This window comes from Pseudomonas sp. KT_2_4, from assembly GCF_041410225.1.
Lineage (GTDB): Bacteria > Pseudomonadota > Gammaproteobacteria > Pseudomonadales > Pseudomonadaceae > Aquipseudomonas > Aquipseudomonas paracarnis.
Genome location: NZ_CP166962.1, coordinates 3,068,392 through 3,086,061, shown reverse-complemented (window position 1 = coordinate 3,086,061; position 17,670 = coordinate 3,068,392). Strand labels below are relative to the sequence as shown.

At 61.5% G+C, this 17,670-nt stretch carries 19 protein-coding genes; 12 read left to right on the top strand and 7 right to left on the bottom strand.

Annotated features, from left to right (window positions below):
• Positions 1-64 precede the first annotated feature (64 nt).
• Positions 65-1,585, bottom strand: a complete 1,521-nt coding sequence (locus AB9N64_RS14250) for an aldehyde dehydrogenase family protein (RefSeq protein ID WP_005791797.1) — start codon at positions 1,583-1,585, stop codon at positions 65-67.
• A 272-nt stretch (positions 1,586-1,857) separates the two neighbouring features.
• Here AB9N64_RS14250 and AB9N64_RS14245 point away from each other — a divergent pair, with 272 nt between their 5' ends.
• Positions 1,858-3,768, top strand: coding sequence for a sigma-54-dependent Fis family transcriptional regulator (locus AB9N64_RS14245; RefSeq protein ID WP_014720101.1), 1,911 nt, complete (start codon positions 1,858-1,860; stop codon positions 3,766-3,768).
• Positions 3,769-4,113: 345 nt separating this feature from the next.
• On the opposite strand, the gene AB9N64_RS14240 is transcribed toward AB9N64_RS14245, so the two are convergent.
• Positions 4,114-4,398: a hypothetical protein gene (locus AB9N64_RS14240; RefSeq protein WP_177480889.1), complete on the bottom strand. Its 285-nt coding sequence runs from the start codon at positions 4,396-4,398 to the stop codon at positions 4,114-4,116.
• Between AB9N64_RS14240 and AB9N64_RS14235 the strand changes: the two genes are divergently transcribed.
• From AB9N64_RS14235 to AB9N64_RS14220, 4 genes are all read left to right on the top strand, one after another.
• Positions 4,385-5,143: a hypothetical protein gene (locus AB9N64_RS14235; protein WP_224796998.1), complete on the top strand. Its 759-nt coding sequence runs from the start codon at positions 4,385-4,387 to the stop codon at positions 5,141-5,143. The two genes, AB9N64_RS14240 and AB9N64_RS14235, sit on opposite strands and share 14 nt — an antisense overlap.
• 109 nt (positions 5,144-5,252) lie before the next feature.
• Entirely contained in the window at positions 5,253-6,602 is a 1,350-nt protein-coding gene (gene mpl / locus AB9N64_RS14230) for a UDP-N-acetylmuramate:L-alanyl-gamma-D-glutamyl-meso-diaminopimelate ligase (protein ID WP_014720099.1), read from the top strand.
• Complete coding sequence (gene ubiX / locus AB9N64_RS14225; protein ID WP_102666342.1) at positions 6,599-7,228, top strand: flavin prenyltransferase UbiX; 630 nt, start codon at positions 6,599-6,601, stop codon at positions 7,226-7,228. The genes mpl and ubiX overlap by 4 nt, the downstream gene beginning before the upstream one ends.
• Entirely contained in the window at positions 7,221-7,505 is a 285-nt protein-coding gene (locus tag AB9N64_RS14220; protein ID WP_014720097.1) for a YceK/YidQ family lipoprotein, read from the top strand. The genes ubiX and AB9N64_RS14220 overlap by 8 nt, the downstream gene beginning before the upstream one ends.
• A gap of 143 nt (positions 7,506-7,648) precedes the next feature.
• On the opposite strand, the gene AB9N64_RS14215 is transcribed toward AB9N64_RS14220, so the two are convergent.
• The 3 genes from AB9N64_RS14215 to AB9N64_RS14205 form a co-directional block, all read right to left on the bottom strand.
• Positions 7,649-8,290 (bottom strand): oxidoreductase, encoded by a 642-nt coding sequence (locus tag AB9N64_RS14215; protein WP_014720096.1) that lies wholly within the window; start codon positions 8,288-8,290, stop codon positions 7,649-7,651.
• Between the two features lie 29 nt (positions 8,291-8,319).
• Positions 8,320-10,038, bottom strand: coding sequence for a C13 family peptidase (locus AB9N64_RS14210; protein ID WP_019818759.1), 1,719 nt, complete (start codon positions 10,036-10,038; stop codon positions 8,320-8,322).
• 196 nt (positions 10,039-10,234) lie between these two features.
• Positions 10,235-10,690, bottom strand: a complete 456-nt coding sequence (locus AB9N64_RS14205) for a MaoC family dehydratase (RefSeq protein ID WP_019818757.1) — start codon at positions 10,688-10,690, stop codon at positions 10,235-10,237.
• A gap of 185 nt (positions 10,691-10,875) precedes the next feature.
• On the opposite strand from AB9N64_RS14205, the gene AB9N64_RS14200 reads away from it, so the two are divergent.
• From AB9N64_RS14200 to AB9N64_RS14185, 4 genes are all read left to right on the top strand, one after another.
• Complete coding sequence (locus AB9N64_RS14200; protein WP_014720093.1) at positions 10,876-11,229, top strand: CidA/LrgA family protein; 354 nt, start codon at positions 10,876-10,878, stop codon at positions 11,227-11,229.
• Positions 11,226-11,942: an LrgB family protein gene (locus AB9N64_RS14195; RefSeq protein ID WP_014720092.1), complete on the top strand. Its 717-nt coding sequence runs from the start codon at positions 11,226-11,228 to the stop codon at positions 11,940-11,942. The genes AB9N64_RS14200 and AB9N64_RS14195 overlap by 4 nt, the downstream gene beginning before the upstream one ends.
• Before the next feature lie 21 nt (positions 11,943-11,963).
• On the top strand, positions 11,964-12,554 hold the full coding sequence (locus tag AB9N64_RS14190; protein WP_014720091.1) for an LON peptidase substrate-binding domain-containing protein: 591 nt from the start codon (positions 11,964-11,966) through the stop codon (positions 12,552-12,554).
• 100 nt (positions 12,555-12,654) lie between these two features.
• Entirely contained in the window at positions 12,655-12,870 is a 216-nt protein-coding gene (locus AB9N64_RS14185) for a hypothetical protein (protein WP_019818751.1), read from the top strand.
• On the opposite strand, the gene AB9N64_RS14180 is transcribed toward AB9N64_RS14185, so the two are convergent.
• On the bottom strand, positions 12,864-14,180 hold the full coding sequence (locus AB9N64_RS14180; RefSeq protein WP_073452076.1) for a bifunctional DedA family/phosphatase PAP2 family protein: 1,317 nt from the start codon (positions 14,178-14,180) through the stop codon (positions 12,864-12,866). The two genes, AB9N64_RS14185 and AB9N64_RS14180, sit on opposite strands and share 7 nt — an antisense overlap.
• Positions 14,181-14,336: 156 nt before the next feature.
• Entirely contained in the window at positions 14,337-15,020 is a 684-nt protein-coding gene (locus AB9N64_RS14175) for a DNA-3-methyladenine glycosylase (RefSeq protein WP_371359486.1), read from the bottom strand.
• A gap of 175 nt (positions 15,021-15,195) precedes the next feature.
• Between AB9N64_RS14175 and AB9N64_RS14170 the strand changes: the two genes are divergently transcribed.
• From AB9N64_RS14170 to rsfS, 3 genes are all read left to right on the top strand, one after another.
• A complete protein-coding gene (locus AB9N64_RS14170) occupies positions 15,196-16,461 on the top strand; it encodes a glutamate-5-semialdehyde dehydrogenase (protein ID WP_014720087.1) in 1,266 nt (421 codons plus the stop codon).
• Positions 16,461-17,105, top strand: a complete 645-nt coding sequence (gene nadD, locus AB9N64_RS14165; protein ID WP_003194480.1) for a nicotinate-nucleotide adenylyltransferase — start codon at positions 16,461-16,463, stop codon at positions 17,103-17,105. Before AB9N64_RS14170 ends, nadD begins: the two co-directional genes overlap by 1 nt.
• Before the next feature lie 66 nt (positions 17,106-17,171).
• Entirely contained in the window at positions 17,172-17,666 is a 495-nt protein-coding gene (rsfS, locus tag AB9N64_RS14160; protein ID WP_003176298.1) for a ribosome silencing factor, read from the top strand.
• Positions 17,667-17,670: the final 4 nt, after the last annotated feature.

Genomic DNA, 17,670 nt, shown 5'->3' with positions numbered 1-17,670 from the left:
CAAGCCAGCTCCCACACTTGATTGCATTTCAAGTTGGGAACTGGTTGCTTGCTATAAGGCTGAGTTAGAAAAAGCCCAACGGATTAATGTCGTAGCTCACCAGCAAGTTCTTGGTCTGCTGGTAGTGATCCAGCATCATCTTGTGGGTTTCACGGCCCACGCCAGACTTCTTGTAACCGCCAAACGCGGCATGCGCCGGGTACAGGTGGTAGCAGTTGGTCCACACGCGGCCAGCCTTGATCGCCCGGCCCATGCGGTAGGCGCGGTTGATATCGCGGGTCCACAGGCCAGCGCCCAGGCCGAACTCGGTGTCGTTGGCAATCGCCAGGGCTTCGGCTTCATCCTTGAAAGTGGTGATGCTCACCACCGGGCCGAAGATTTCTTCCTGGAATACGCGCATGTCGTTGGTGCCCTTGAGCAGGGTCGGCTGGATGTAATAACCGGTGGCCAGGTCGCCGGTGAGCTTCTCCACCTTGCCGCCCGTGAGCAATTGCGCGCCTTCGCCCTTGGCGATTTCCAGGTAAGACAGGATCTTGTCGAACTGCTGCTCGGACGCTTGGGCGCCGACCATGGTGTCGGTATCCAGCGGGTCGCCACGCTTGATCGACTCGACCTTTTTCATCACCACTTTCATGAAGTCGTCGTAGATCGACTCTTCCACCAGAGCACGGGAAGGGCAGGTGCACACTTCGCCCTGGTTGAAGAACGCCAGCACCAGGCCTTCGGCGGCTTTTTCGATAAATGCAGGTTCCGCTTTCATGATGTCGGCGAAGAAGATGTTCGGCGACTTGCCGCCCAACTCCACCGTAGACGGAATGATGTTCTCGGCCGCCGCATGCATGATGTGCGAGCCCACAGGCGTTGAGCCGGTGAAGGCGATCTTGGCGATGCGCTTGCTGGTGGCAAGGGCTTCGCCGGCTTCCTTGCCGAAACCGTGCACCACGTTCAGCACGCCCGGTGGCAGCAGGTCGCCGATCAGCTCCATCAGCACGCTGATGCCCAGCGGCGTTTGCTCGGCGGGCTTGAGCACCACGCAGTTACCGGCGGCCAGGGCTGGGGCGAGTTTCCAGGCGGCCATCAGCAGCGGGAAGTTCCACGGGATGATCTGGCCGACCACGCCCAGCGGCTCGTGGAAGTGGTAGGCGGCGGTGAGTTCATTGATTTCGGCGCTGCTGCCTTCCTGGGCGCGGATGCAGCCGGCGAAGTAGCGGAAGTGGTCGGCAGCCAGGGGGATGTCGGCGTTAAGGGTTTCACGCACGGCCTTGCCGTTGTCCCAGGTTTCGGTGATGGCCAGCAGTTCGAGGTTTTGCTCGATGCGGTCGGCGATTTTCAGCAGCACCAGCGAACGGTCCTGGGCCGAGGTTTTGCCCCAGGCGTCCGCAGCGGCGTGGGCGGCGTCCAGCGCCTTGTCGATGTCTTTGGCGGTGGAACGCGGGAAGTCGGCTATCGGCTTGCCGTTGACCGGCGAGGTGTTGGAGAAATAGTTGCCATCGACTGGCGCCACGAATTCGCCGCCGATGTAGTTGCCGTATTTGGCCTTGAACGAAACGATGGCGCCTTCAGTACCGGGGTGTGCATAACGCATGGTGAGCATCTCCTGCTTTTATGTTTATTGGAGTACAGCGCGGCAAGCGCGTTATAAAGCGTAGAGCAAAGGTTGGGCCACTGCTGTGCGGGCCAGCAAAATCAATGGGTTGGGCTTTGTCGCAAGGCGGTGCCGTGACAGGTGTGGTACAGGCGTGGTGACAGTTTGTGCCATAAGCGGTACAGCCTGTGACCGGTGGGTCGGGCCGGGATTGCAAAGGCCCAATGGCTGGGGGATGCTGGGCGTTCTCACGCAGGGAGAATAATAAGAACATGCATAACGATCATTTCAGCCGCCATGCCCAGCAAGTCCTGACCGTCACCCGTGGCCAAGAGCTTTCCCAGGGGCCGGGCAGCGACCCGTCCATCGCCCGCTCCTGGCTGCGCTGCGTGGAGGACTACCACCTCGACCCGGCGCTGACCATCGCGCCTACCGTGCTTGAACACGGGCGCCTGCTGGAAAGTCGCGAACGCCTGCGCCAGGTGCTGCACATCGCCGGCAGCGAGATGAATAGCCTGCACCAGCAACTTTCCGGTGCCGGCCATGCGGTGCTGCTCACCGATGCGCGCGGGGTGATCCTCAACTGTGTCACCGCGCCGTCGGAGCGCAAGATTTTCGAGCGCGCCGGTTTATGGTTGGGCGCTGACTGGAGCGAAGCCTGCGAAGGCACTAACGGCATCGGCACCTGCCTGGTAGAGCGGCAGTCGTTGACGATCCACCGTGACGAGCATTTTCGCGGCCGTCATACCGGGCTGACCTGTTCGGCCAGCCCGGTGTTCGATCCTCATGGTGAATTGCTGGCGGTGCTGGATGTGTCCTCGGCCCGCGAAGCCGTGTCGCGCCAAAGCCAGTTCCACACCATGGCGCTGGTGAACCTGTCGGCCAAGATGATCGAAAGTTGCTACTTCCTGCGCCACTTCGAACACCACTGGCTGTTGCGTTTTCACCTGCAGGCCGAGTCGGTCGGGTTATTCAGCGAAGGCTTGCTGGCGTTTGATGGCGAAGGGCACATTTGTGCGGTCAACCAGAGCGCCCTGAACCTGTTGGGGCAGTTGCGCGGCGGCTTGGTGGGCCAGCCGGTGGAAGCGTTTTTCGACTGCTCCCTGGATCAGTTGCTGGGGCGGGCCAGCGCAAATGCCACGGCCAGTTGGCCGCTGCGCACCCGCGATGGTCGGCCTTTATTCGCAGCGCTGCGAGGCCAGCCGCGCAGTGCGCCGGCCCCTATCATCAAGCCACAGGCGTCACGCCCATTGGGTATCTGCCTGGGCGACCCGGCGTTGCAAAATGAGCTGCGCAAGGCCTCGCGAGTGTTCGAGCGCGATGTGCCCTTGCTGATCAACGGCGAAACCGGCTGCGGTAAAGAAGCCTTCGCCAAGGCCGTGCATCAGGGCAGCCAGCGGGGCGACAAGGCCTTTATCGCGCTGAACTGTGCGGCGATTCCAGAAAACCTGATCGAGAGCGAACTGTTTGGCTATCGCGCCGGCAGTTTCACCGGCGCCCTTAAAGAAGGCATGCGCGGCAAGCTGCAACAGGCCGATGGTGGCACGCTGTTTCTCGACGAAATCGGCGACATGCCCCTGGCGTTACAAACCCGCCTGTTAAGGGTGCTGGAGGATCGCCTGGTGGTGCCTATCGGCGGCGAACCCCAAGCCGTGAACGTGCGCATCATCAGCGCCACGCACCGCAATTTGCTGGAACGGGTGGCCGATGGCAGCTTTCGTGAAGACCTGTATTACCGCTTGAACGGCTTGGAAGTCGCCCTCCCGCCGTTGCGCGAGCGCAGTGACAAGTCGCAACTGTTGGATTTCCTCTTGGCGCAGGAAGCAGGCACCGAGCAGGTGATGCTCGACGAGTCGACGCGCCAGGCCTTGTTGGCATTCCACTGGCCCGGCAACCTGCGGCAGATGCGTACTGTGTTGCGCACGGTGGTGGCACTCTGTGAGGGCGGGCGAGTCGGTCTTGAAGACTTGCCGGCGCTGATTCGCCAGGCGCGGCCGCAAGGGGCAAGGGCGGATGCGCCGTACGCTTTGCCACTGGAGAGCGCCGAGCGCCAGGCATTACTCGATGCGTTGGCGCAGCAGCGCTGGCATATGAGCCATGTGGCGGAACAGTTGGGCGTCAGTCGCAATACGCTGTATCGCAAGTTACGCAAACATGGTATTTCACGGGGCGCCATGCATTAGGGCGCGCGACAGTTGTCGGAATAACTCCGTTATTGCGGACGACTCGTTTTTGTCCCACGTCATTTAAGGTTTTTTATCGCTCTACCCGTTCACGTCGTCCCGGAACGTGGCACGTTGTTTTAAGCACTGATGGAATAAGGGCAGAGCATTAATTGCCCTTAAACACCGCTGTTTGAAACTTCTAGGGTGACAACACATGAATATTACAAGTCCAATAACGACTCCTGTGCCACAACTCCCTGTTCAACTTGATGTTACGCCCACCTCCCCACCGCAACACTCGATAACGGGCTGGGGCGAACCGATGGACCCCCCTCAGCCTGACCATGACACGCCGCCTTCTGCTCAGGAGGCCGACCAAGCGCCGAAGGTACGCAACAAGCGTGGAATCTCCTTCTTCGGACGGCGGTTCCCATTTGGAGGCGCAACCCGGCCCACGGCGCCCGTGTCTCCCACGCCATCGATCAAGGTGCCGTCGCCTGCGTCCGTGTCCCCCGGTCCATCGACCAGGGTGCCGCCCGCCCCGGTCAATCCCACTGCCACCAGGCTGCAGAACGCACTGGGTGGAAATAACCCTGGTACCAGCTCGACCGCAGCCAGTTCAAGCCAGTCGGCCTTGGATAAACTCAAGGGCGTAGTGACCAGGGGGCCTCAAACGCCCACCAGTGGCGGGGTTGTCTCCGTAAAGCCGGTGGAACCGCCCAAGATCAGTGTGGCCGATGTCACCCAGCGGCTTTTGGATGCCGACAGGCTGGTCAAGGCAGGGGTTATTTCCACCTCACCTTCAACCGGCAAGACGATCAAGGACGCGTTCATCAACGCGGGCGTCAATGGCATCGTCAGCGCGCCGATCAATGTGGGCGCATACGCCGGGTCCGTGGCCGCGGGAGAGGCGATCAAGGGCCAGTATGTACCGTCGCCATTGCCGCCGCCGCATTTGCCTGGTACTGCAAAGCCCGATCCCGCGTCTACACCGCAAGTAGCCGCGCCAACCACATCGGATACGCCAACGCCTTCGGCCACGCGCCATCTGGACCGGGTAGAAAAAGTGGTGCTGGAATTTGCCAATGTCATCATCACGCTGGCGTCGGGAAATACTGAAGACCGGCTTGCCATGGGCGACGCCTGGCCCAAGGAGCGGGGGGCACGCTTGGATAACCTTGAGCAGTTACTGAGCATTTCGGAAACCCATATGAAGCAAGTGGCCGAGGATAACGGCATTATTTTCAAACCTCACCTTGAACCAGAAACCGCCCCAGGCACGGGGGGGCGCTTAGGCGTGATAGAGCGCCGTTATCGCGCCTTGGAAAAGGCGGCTGACCGGATCATTACCCTGAAAGACGCCGAAGCCAAAAAAACTGAGGCCTCCGTTTAAGGCAGCCTTTTTGCCCGCCGGATCCTACCGGCGGGCGTTTCGCGCTCAGCTAAAGCGTGCGAACTTTCCCACCCTACGCTAACCTGCCTCGATGTTTACGAGGTCGACTATGCACATTCATATTCTGGGTATCTGCGGTACGTTCATGGGTTCGATGGCGGTTCTGGCCAAGGAGCTGGGCCATCATGTAACTGGCTCCGATGCCAATGTTTATCCCCCCATGAGCACGCAGCTACAGGCGCAAGGGATTGAGCTGACCCAAGGTTACGACCCCGCGCAATTCGACCCGGTGCCGGACCTGGTCGTGATCGGCAACGCCATGTCGCGCGGCAATCCGGCGGTGGAATACGTACTGAACAAAGGCTTGCCTTACGTCTCCGGCCCCCAGTGGCTGGCCGACCATGTGCTGCAAGGCCGTTGGGTCCTGGCAGTGGCAGGCACTCACGGCAAGACCACCACCAGCAGCATGCTCGCCTGGGTGCTGGAGCATGCGGGCATGAGCCCGGGGTTCCTGATTGGCGGCGTGCCGCAGAACTTCTCGGTATCGGCGCGCCTGGGTGAGACACCGTTTTTTGTGATCGAGGCCGATGAGTACGACAGCGCCTTTTTCGACAAGCGCTCCAAGTTCGTCCATTACCGCCCACGCACAGCGATCCTGAATAACCTTGAGTTCGATCACGCGGATATCTTCCCCGATCTGCCGGCGATTGAGCGGCAGTTCCACCACTTGGTGCGCACTATTCCAAGTGAGGGCCTTGTCATTCATCCCACCACCGAGCCTGCGTTGCAGCGTGTGATCGACATGGGCTGCTGGACCCCGGTGCAAACCACCGGCGCGGGTGGGCAGTGGCAGGCGAGGTTGCTCAGCGAAGATGGTTCACGGTTTGAAGTGCTGTTCGAAGGCCATGCCCAAGGCATCGTCGATTGGGGCATGACCGGCCAACACAACGTGGCCAACGCTTTGGTGAGCCTGGCTGCCGCTCGGCATGTTGGCGTGGTACCAGCCATGGGCATTGCCGCCTTGAGCGCGTTCAAGAGTGTGAAGCGGCGCATGGAGAAAGTCGCTGAAGTAAATGGAATTACCATCTACGACGACTTTGCCCACCACCCGACCGCAATTGCCACCACGCTGGATGGCCTGCGCAAGCGCGTCGGCGATGCGCAGATCATTGCCATCGTCGAGCCGCGCTCCAACTCCATGAAGCTGGGTGCGCACCGTGATGGCCTGCCCGAAAGCGTCAACGATGCCGACCAGGTGGTGTGGTATGCACCGGCCAACCTTGGCTGGGATTTACCCGCGATTGCTGCGCTGTGCACCGTACCCTCGACAGTCTGCGATTCGCTCGAAGGCATCATTGAGCATGTGAAGTCCTTGGCCCAGGCCGGCACCCACGTGGTGGTCATGAGCAACGGCGGCTTCGGCGGCCTGCACGGCAAGCTGGCCGAGGCACTGAAATGAGCGGGCCGGAACGCATTACCCTGGCGATGACCGGCGCATCCGGTGCGCCCTATGGCCTGCGCCTGCTCGATTGCCTGGTGCGTGAAGACCGTGAGGTGCATTTTCTGATCTCCAAGGCGGCGCAGTTGGTGCTGGCGACCGAGACCGATGTCGCGCTGCCGTCCAAGGTGCAGACGATGCAGGCGTTCCTTACCGAGTACACCGGTGCGGCGGCGGGGCAGATCAAGGTCTATGGCAAAGAGGACTGGATGTCGCCGGTGGCTTCAGGCTCCGGTGCGCCAGCGGCGATGGTGGTGGTGCCGTGTTCCACCGGCACCTTGTCGGCGATTGCCACGGGCGCCTGCAACAACCTGATCGAACGGGCGGCGGACGTGACCTTAAAGGAGCGCCGCCAATTGATCCTGGTGCCGCGCGAAGCGCCGTATTCGAGCATTCACCTGGAGCACATGCTCAAGTTGTCGAACATGGGCGTGACCATCCTGCCCGCGTCGCCAGGCTTCTATCACCAGCCACAGACCATCGATGACCTGGTGGACTTTGTGGTGGCGCGCATTCTCAACCTGTTGAACATTCCCCAGGACATGCTGCCACGTTGGGGTGAGCACCACCTGGCCGGCGATGAATAAAGCACTGCTGCTCTTGATGGCGCTGCAACTCACCGGCTGTGCCACCGCGCGCACGCTGGACGCGGCGCAAGCGGGCGCGCCGGTGGTGTATGCGGGCACGCGCCTGGATCTGTACGCGATCAATGGCGGCTGCTGCGCCAAGGACCGCTTTGGTGCCGAGGCCCCGAGCTCTCCCCATCTCGACCTGCCGGCCAGTGCGTTGCTCGATACCTTGTTGTTGCCACTGTCGGTGCTGACGGTGCTGGGGGTTGGCTTCAACGCCACGGGCGGGCTGTAAGATAAGGGCTACCTGGGTGGATCGTTCCCACGCTCCGCGTGGGAATGCAGTCGGGGACGCTCCGCGTCCCAAGCATGACGCAGAGCGTCATAACCGGCGTTCCCACGCAGAGCGTGGGAACGATCAGTACCAGCCCTGCATCATCACTTGCCGAGTTTGCGCAACTCGTCCGACTCCACCACCCGCACGCCATCCTGTTCTTCCAGCGCCAGGCGCCACATGGCGCGGGCCAGTTCGCAGACTTCAATACCGTGGTACTTGCCCGGGATAAGCCGTGACAGCGGGCCGGCCAACTGTTCGGCCAGGCGCGGTTCCAGTCGCTCACCCAGCAGCAGCGAGGGACGTACGATGGTCAACTGCGGCCAGTCTTGCGCTCGGAGCGCCAGTTCCATTTCCCCTTTGACCCGGTTGTAGAACACCGAGGATTTCGGGTCGGCGCCAATCGCACTGATCACGATCAGATGCCGCGCGCCCAGTTCCCGTGCGCGTTTGGCGAAGGCCACTACCATGTCCAGGTCGACCGCACGGAACGCCGCTTCCGAGCCGGCCTTTTTAATCGTGGTGCCCAGGCAGCAGAAGGCAATATCCACGCGGCCGCTCAGTTGCGGCAGGAACACCGCCGGGTCGCCTACCGGGTTTTCCAGGCGTGGATGTTCAGCCAATGGTTTGCGGCTGGGTGCCAGCACGCGGGTCACGGTAGGTTCGTTGAGCAGGCGGTCGAGCAGGTGTTCGCCAGTGAGGCCGGAGGCCCCGGCCAGCAAGATATGCTGCGGTGTCAGGTACATGGTGTTTCCCCCTTGTTACACGTTACAGCTTAGTTGCCTTTGGCTTCCTTGCTATTCATTGAGACGCTTTCGAGCGCCTTTCGTGCCTGCTGTTTACGTAATAATTGCCAATGGGCAATCACGCCCTTAGGCGCCCAGATCTGCGGTTCGGAGGCTTCGAAATTGTCCGCCTGTTCGCGTTCGGCCACGTGCAGTTGTGCCAGTTTGAAGGCGTGTTGCAAATCATCCGTTTGGTTGAAAGCCTGTGCGAAAAGCGCATCACCGAAGTAGGTGAAGTCTGCTTCTTCCGAGCAGCCGAACGACACGCGGTCCGCGCGGGAGGCGGTCATGATCAGGGTGCGCTCATCTTTGAGCGCCGGTATGAAGCCGCCGGAATAACATGCGGAGATCACGATGACCTTGTCGCGGTTTTTCAGCGGTGCGAGCACGGCGGCCAGCTCGTCGGCGGGCAGGTCGGCCAGTTCCATGCGCGGTTGGTCGAGCACCAGCTCATGCTCATGGGTGCCATGGCTGGTCAGGTAAATGAACACCAGGTCTTCCGGCCCGGTCCGTTCGGCCAGGGTTTGTACCGAGCGGCGCAGGCTTTCGCGGGTGGCCAGGGGGCGGTCGGCGATATGGTCGCGGTGGTTGACCAGGCGCACTTGCCCGCGCGCGCCGAAGCGGGTGGCGAGCAGGTTGCTGACGTAATCGGCTTCGCGCAGGAACACGCTTTGTTTGCCGTCACCGGCCAGCACCAGGGTGTACAGTTCCACCGCCGGGGTGGACGCGGGCACGGTCGCCAGGGCGTCATCAAGCAAGCGGCCTTGGGCCAGTATGCCGGTCTCCAGTGGGTCGGGCAGCAGCTTGCCCTCGGCGTCGCGTACGCGCAGGCCATTGACCCAGGTGCCGGACTGCACGGTGCCGTCGGTGAGGACCAGGGTGCCACGGCCTTGATAGTTGTCACTGTCAAAGCCACCGATATAGAAACTGCCATCGGTGAGGTTCAGACGCCCTTCGCCGGTAAAGCGCCAGTCACTGAACTGGCCGACGTAGTGGCTGCCATCAACCCCGATCAGTTCGCCTTTGCCGGTCAGCGCGCCCTCCTTGAACTGGCCGATCCATACATCGCCGTCGGCGTTCTCGTAGCGGCCTTTACCGTTGAGCTGGTTCTGCTTGAATTGGCCGACATAGATATCGCCCTCGGCGCTATTAAAGGTGCCATTGCCTTCCAGTTGGCCATCGACAAAGCGGCCGCTGAACTGGTTGCCGCTGTCGTCATTGCGCTGGCCTTCGCCATTGGGCTTGCCGTGGGCGAACTGGCCCTGATACTGGCTGCCGTCGGCCAGTTCCAGGCGGCCGAGGCCTGAATACTGGTCGTCCTGGAATTCGCCGCGATAGGTCATCTGCCCCTCTTTGAGGGTGCCTTCGCCGTTGCGTCGACCATTCTTGAAGCCGCCCACGTAGCTGCTGCCCGACGTGGTCAGGCTGCCCTGGCCATCAAACAGGCCCTGCTTGAATTCGCCTTTATAGACTTCGCCATTGCTGCCATGCCATTCGCCCTGGCCGTGCCACTGGCCTTTGTCGAACTGGCCGGCGTACCAACTGCCATTGGGGTAGTCCACACGGCCTTGGCCTTGCAGCAAACCGTTGACCACATCGCCACGGTAGCGGCCGCCATCGGGCAGGCGCGCATCGGGCGGCAACAGCGATTCGCCGTCTCCGCAAGCGGTGAGCAACAGGGCAAGGGCAAGGGGAGCGAGTGGGCGCATAGCGGGATCCGGATAATTGAGCGCCGAGTATGCCGTAGCCGGGGTGCCGAACCTAGTGGTCTATGCGCAGGATCTACCACCTGTAGGAGCGGGCTTGCCCGCGAAAAACTCACAGGCGCCGCATTTATTCAGCCAGCACGCGTTATCGATGACGACCTTCGCGAGCAAGCTCGCTCCTACAGTGGGGGTGTGGTGGTTATACGAAGCACAGTGACAGCGACTCGGCGATGTAAGCCGGCTTCTCCTGGCCTTCGATTTCCAGGGTGGCCGTGGCCTTGAACAGCCATTGGCCCGGCTTCTTCTCGGTGACGTCTGTGAGGGTGACGTTCAGGCGCACCTTGGAATTCACTTTCACCGGCTGGATAAAGCGCACGCTGTCCAGGCCGTAGTTGACGGCCATTTTCAAGCCTTCGGGCATGATCAGGATGTCTTCCATCAACTTGGGCATCAGCGACAGCGACAGGAACCCATGGGCAATGGTGCTGCCGAACGGGGTTTGCGCCGCCTTGATCGGGTCGACGTGGATGAACTGATGATCGCCGGTGGCTTCCGCGAAGAGGTTGATACGCGCCTGGTCGATGATGAGCCATTCGGAACGTCCCAGTTCCTTGCCGACGTAATCTTTGAGCTGCGCTACGGGTACATAGGGCATTGCGTCTCTCCTTGGTTCATCACTTATGTGCCCGTTGATAAGGGGCGTTTTTTTTGGGTTGCAGAGAACCACTGTAGATCATCACGGGCAATCAGCCCGGTCAACCCAACATGCTTTTGGCGAATGCCGGAGCATAGGGCGGGCGTGCTTATAATGCGCGCGGGATTTGAGGGGGAGAGAGCGGGATGCTGTTACGTGGCCTGACCTGGCTGGTGCTGTTTCAACTGATCGGCACCGCGATCAATCATTTGCTGGTGCCGGTGCTGCCTGGGCCAATCATCGGCTTGTTGCTGATGCTGGGCTTTCTGGTCTGGCGCGGTGAAGTCGGCGAGCCCCTGAGCCTGGCGGCCGGCAGCCTGTTGCGTTACCTGCCGCTGCTGCTGGTGCCGCCGGCCGTGGGGGTAATGGTGTACGCCAAGGACATTGTGGCGGATTTTTGGGCCATCGTCGGGGCGTTGGTGCTGTCGCTGGTGGTTGCCATGGGCTTTGTCGGCGTGCTGATGCAGCAGATGGTCAAGCGCAAGGAGAAGGACCAATGATCCTCGACTGGCAGGGCGCCTGGACGGCGGTCATTCATCACCCGTTGTTCGGTATCGGTATCACCCTGGGCGCCTATCAGCTGGTGCTGGCGGGGTTCGAGAAAACCCGCTGGATCTTCCTGCAGCCGGTGCTGGTGTCGATGTTGCTGGTGATCGGCGTGCTGCTCACCTGCGGGCTGAGCTACGCCGAATACCGCGAGAGCACCGAGATCATGGGCATCCTGCTGGGGCCTGCGACCGTGGCCCTGGCGGTGCCGCTTTATCTGAACCTGCGACGGATTCGCCAATTGTTCTGGCCGATTTTTACTACGCTGGTGGTAGGCGGGGTATTGGCCACTGGTCTTTGTGTGGCGTTGGGGTGGTGGTTCGGGGCTGAGCACCGGGTGCTGATGACCATGGCGCCCAAGTCGGTGACCTCGCCGATTGCCATGCTGGTGGCCGAGCAGATCGGCGGCGTAGCGGCCTTGGCGGCGGTGTTCGTGTTGATCACTGGGGTGGTCGGCGCGATGATCGGCCCAGCGCTCTTGTCACGGCTGGGAGTGCGCAGCCCCGAAGCGCGCGGCATGGCTTTGGGCATGACCGCCCACGCCGTCGGCACTTCGGTGGCCCTGCAGGAAAGCGAAGAATGCGGCGCCTTCGCGGCGCTGGCCATGAGTTTGATGGGCGTGGCCACGGCGGTGTTCCTACCGTTGGCGGTGTCGGTCATTGTTTAACCCAGGTTTAAGGAAACCGTTATGAGTCTGGCGCTATTCCCCCTCAACACAGTGCTGTTCCCGGGCTGCATCCTCGACTTGCAGATATTTGAGGCGCGCTACCTGGACATGATCGGCCGTTGCATGAAAAAGGGCGAAGGCTTTGGTGTGGTGTGCATCCTGGATGGCTCAGAGGTGGGCGCGGCCCCTGACGGCTATGCGCTTGTCGGTTGTGAAGCGCTGATTCGTGACTTCAAGCAGCAGGATAACGGCCTGCTGGGCATTCGCGTCGAAGGTGGCCGTCGATTCCGCGTGCGTGAGGCCGACGTGCAGAAAGACCAATTGCTGGTGGCCCAAGTGCAGTGGTTGCAAGAGTTGCCGGACCCGCCGCTGGGCGAAGAGGACGCCGACTTGCTGGCGTTGCTTGAGGCCCTGGCCGAGCACCCGATGGTGGCCTCGCTGGACATGGGCGGCCACGCCGAAGGCCAGCAAGCCCTGGGCAATCAATTGGCCTATCTGTTGCCGTTTACCGAAGCCGACAAGATCGACTTGCTGCAACTGGACGACCCACAGCAACGGCTGGATGCGATCCAGATGTTGCTCGATGAACTGCAGGGCGAGCTGTTCACCTGAGGTTCGGATTTGCCTGACAGCGCTTTCAGACTTTGCTCGGTCGTCTCCACGGTGTCGCCTGCACTATTTTCCGATCACACAACAATGATCGGAGATAACCATGATTCGGCTGACACCCTCGGAACAAGTCGCGTGGGACGCTTATTTTGTCAGCGTGACCACGCAGTTACTCCAGCAGCAAGCCACGCGGGGCGCGGAGTACATTGCCGAGCGCGCCGCCGAAGTGGCTGATGAGATGTTACTGGAGCGCCGCGAACGTTGCGTTGAACGGCGCAGCGCCTCCGTGGACTGGATCGGCCCGGCCAAGGGTCAGTAGGCGTACCTGAGCAGGGCGTGGGGCGTGCCGGTAAAGGCGATAAAACCGAGCACGGCCACCACGGCGGGCAGCAGCAGCCACCAGGCTTTTTGCGACATGGCTGGCAATGGGCTGCGGTACTGGATGGCCGTCAGGCTGAACGCACACACGGTCATCGCCAGCAAGGTGCCGGCCAGGATGTCCGTCGGCCAGTGGGCGCCCAGGTACACCCGTGACAAGGCAATGAACGCCGCCGGAATGCAGCCCAGCAGCATCCAGGTCAGGCGCAGCCGCGTGGGTTGACCGCGACCGGCCAATACCGCGAGCGCCAGGAAGAAGGCAAAGGCACCGGAGGCATGGCCGCTGGGCATGCTGAAGCTGGTCAGCGGGTCGGTGAGGATTTCCGGGCGGCCCCGGGCGAAAAACAGCTTGGTGCCGGTGTTGATCACTGCCGCGCCAGCGAGGGTGGCGCCGACAAACACCGCGTGGCGCCACTGCCGTGCCAACAGCAACAGGCCAGTGAACACCGCGCTGGCGAAGAACATCTTCTTGAACTCACCCAGTTGGGTGACCCGTACCATCACTTCGTCCAGCCACGGGCTGCGATGCTCTTGCACCAGGGCGCTCAGGCCCTGGTCGAAGTCATTGAGGTGGGGATAGCCGATAAACAACGCGATCAACAACACCAGGCTGGCGCAACCGATCCACAAGGTGGCGCGCCGATGCCCGCGCCAACTGCTGTTCAAACTCAGCCCCAGCAGCACCGCCAGGCACGCCGCGATAATCGCCGCTTCCGGCCAGAAGCCTTCCGGCAACGGCAGGCGGAACGCGGCGCCGGCAGCCCAGCCCGGCAGCAGATAGGCCACGGTCCAACCCGCTGCGGCAATGATGCTCACAGCGGCAAAGCGCGGGAAGGGCATGTCGCACATGCCGGCGACCATGGGCAGCATGGGACGCAATGGGCCGATGAAACGCCCGACCAACAGGCTGGCGATTCCGTACTTGTGGAAGTAGGTTTCTGCACCGTTCATCCATTCAGGATGCTGGCGCAGGCCGGGCAGGCGCCGGATGTTCTGATGGAAATGGCGGCCCAGGTAATAGGAAACGCCGTCGCCCAATAAACCGCCGAGGAAGCCCAGCAGTAGGGTTTCACTCAAAGGCAGCGCACCGCTGCCAGCCAACGCGGCGATTGCAAACAGCAATACCGTGCCCGGCACGATCAACCCGGCAATCGCCAGGCACTCCACACACGCGACGATAAACACCGCGGCTGCCAGCCATTGTGGGTTGAGGGTCAACCAGCCGGTGATGCTATCGAGCCATTGGCCCATACAATCCACTCCATGCATACAAAACAGAATTTGAGGCGGTGAAATTCAACTGTGGGAGCTGGCTTGCCTGCGATGGCTGCGGCATGGCCAGCATTGAAGTTGGCTGGCCCACTGCTATCGCAGGCAAGCCAGCTCCCACATGGGATGTGTCGCGCGTTAAATCAAAAAATAATCCCGGCCTTCGACCTGCCCCCGACGCATCGGGTTCCGCGTGCAATAAGGCGCATAGCCAGCATCGACGAAGCGGTACATCAAGTGTTCATCGCGCCCACTGGGGATGCCCAGGCGCGTGGTCTGGATAATCTGCGTGGGCACCTGGCCCACGTCTTCGACATACAGCAGTTCCTGATCGAAGCGCTTGGCGTCCCACATCGGCACTTTCAGGCCCAGGGCCTTGCACAGCAGCGTCTGGCCCGCACAGAGTTTCTGCGAGGGGCGTGGGCTGCCATCGGGGTTGGGGTTGTTCAACAGCATCTGCGCCAGGCTCGCCGCGCCGGAAATGTCGTCGACCCAGGGATAGGCCGATTTGATCAGCACGGCATTGCCCGGGCCGTGAGCGCTGAAGTTCAACGAATCACCGCCACGGGCGTAGTACATGTAGATATGGCCACCATCCAGAAACAAAGCCTTACGCTTTTCTGTGTAGCCGAGTGAGGCGTGGCTGCCTTTTTCGGCCAGGTAATAGGCTTCGGTTTCAATAATTCGCGCCGAAAGCCAGAGATCGCCCACACGATGACGAATGACTTTTCCGAGTAATTCGCGCGCAAGCAGTTGGGCATCGCGGTCGAAGAAGCTATCGGGCAGGGGGCTGGCGGGAAGTTGGGGCGAAAAATCGGGCATGGCGGTCAAGGGTTGATACGGCTAAATGTGACCGAATCATAACAACTCTCAGCTTAATTACGCCTGAACCTGGGGTTTTTACAGTTCATTTCGACCATCCGCCCCTCACCGCTGTCAGTCGGGCGGCGTCACAGCTATAATCTGCCGCTTTCCTCTTTGCCAAGACTCCCTGACCATGACTGAGTCCGTTCTTGACTACATGACCCGCCTGGGTCGCGCTGCCCGGCAGGCCTCGCGGTTGATCGCCCGTGCGAGCACCGCGCAGAAGAACCGTGCGCTGCTGGCGGCTGCGGATGCTCTGGATGCTTCGCGCTCCGAGCTGACCGCCGCCAACGAACTGGACCTGGCCAATGGGCGCGCCAATGGCCTGGAGCCAGCCTTGCTGGACCGCCTGGCGCTGACCCCGGTACGTATCGACGACATGATCGAAGGCCTGCGTCAGGTGGCCAAGCTGCCTGACCCCATCGGTGAAATTCGCGACATGCGTTACCTGCCGTCCGGCATCCAGGTGGGCAAGATGCGCGTGCCCCTGGGCGTGATCGGCATTATCTATGAGTCGCGCCCGAACGTGACCATCGACGCCGCGAGCCTGTGCCTCAAGTCAGGCAACGCTACCATCCTGCGTGGCGGTTCCGAGGCGATCAACTCCAACCGCGCCATCGCCGCCTGCATCCAGCAGGGCCTGGCCGTGGCCGAGTTGCCAGCCGAAGTGGTGCAAGTGGTGGAAACCACCGACCGTGCCGCCGTGGGCGCGCTGATTACCATGCCGGAATTCGTCGACGTGATTGTGCCTCGTGGTGGCAAGAGCCTGATCGAGCGCGTCAGCCGCGATGCCAAGGTGCCAGTTATCAAGCACCTGGACGGCGTCTGCCATGTGTTCATCGACATCGCCGCCGACCTCGACAAGGCGATCCGCATTGCCGACAACGCCAAGACTCACCGCTACGCGCCGTGCAACACCATGGAAACCCTGCTGGTGCACGTCGGCATTGCCGAGCGCGTGCTGCCGCCGCTGGCCGCCATCTACCGTGACAAGTCGGTAGAACTGCGCGGTTGCGAGCGCACCCGTGCGCTGCTGGGCGCGGACGTCATCGAGGCGACCGAGCAGGACTGGTACACCGAGTACACGGCCCCGATCCTGTCGATCCGCATCGTCGACGACCTGGACCAGGCCATCGAACACATCAATACCTATGGCTCCAAGCACACCGACGCCATCGTTTCCGAGCATTTCAGCGATGCCCGGCGTTTCCTCAACGAAGTGGATTCCGCTTCGGTGATGGTCAACGCCTCGACGCGTTTTGCCGACGGCTTCGAGTACGGCCTGGGGGCGGAGATCGGTATTTCCACCGACAAGCTCCACGCACGCGGCCCGGTGGGCCTCGAAGGGCTGACCAGCGAGAAGTACGTGGTGTTTGGCGACGGTCATGTGCGCACTTGATGACTAAACGCATCGGGCTGCTCGGCGGTACTTTCGACCCCGTGCACATCGGCCATTTGCGCAGTGCCCTGGAAGTTGCGGATGCCCTTGCGCTGGATGAGCTGCGCCTGCTGCCCAATTTTCGGCCGCCCCATCGCGACACGCCGCAGGTGGCCGCAGAACAACGCCTGGAAATGGTGCGTGTTGCCGTAGAAGGTATATCGCCGCTGGTGGTGGACGATCGCGAACTCAAGCGCGATAAACCGTCCTACACTATCGACACCCTGGAGTTGATGCGCGCCGAATTGGCCGCAGATGACCCACTGTTTCTGCTTTTGGGCTGGGACGCATTTTGCGGCCTGCCCTCTTGGCACCGCTGGGAGGAACTCCTCCAGCATTGCCACATCCTGGTTTTGCAACGCCCGGATGCCGACAGCGAACCGCCGGATGCCTTGCGCAACCTGCTGGCCGCGCGGTCGGTAAGTGACCCCTTGGCCCTGACCGGGCCGAACGGGAATATTGCATTCGTCTGGCAGACCCCGCTTGCGGTGTCCGCCACCCAGATCCGTCAACTGCTGGCCAGCGGGAAGTCGGTACGTTTCCTGGTGCCTGACGCGGTCCTGGCCTACATCGATGCGCACGGGCTTTACCGTGCGTCGAACTGAAAAGGCGCGCTTGAACGCACGAACCGTGCAGCAAGCGCCCGAACATACGAGCAAAACGAGTTTTATATGACGAACAAAGACGTAAGCAAAGTTAAGCGCAAAGGCACCTTCAAAAGCGCGCCGCTGCCGGTTGAAGCCCATGTTGGCCCGGAACTGGCTGGCGAAGAGCTGGTGAAAGTCGCCGTGGCTGCCCTGGAAGACGTTAAAGCCCAGGACATCCAGGTGCTGGACGTGCGCGACAAGCAGAGCATCACCGACTTCATGATCATCGCCACCGGTACCTCCAACCGCCAGATCGGCGCGATGCTGGACAAGGTTCGCGAAGCCGTCAAAGCCCAGGGCGTCAAGCCACTGGGTGAAGAAGGCAAGGGCGACAGCGACTGGGTGCTGCTGGACATGGACGATGTGATCGTTCACATGATGACCTCCAACGCTCGCCAGTTCTACGACCTGGAGCGTCTGTGGAAAGGCGCCGAGCAGAGCCGTGCTGCCGATGGCAAGCACCACAGCCCGGAAGTGGGCCACGCGCACTTCGACAAGCTCAACAAAGACCAGGAATAAGGAA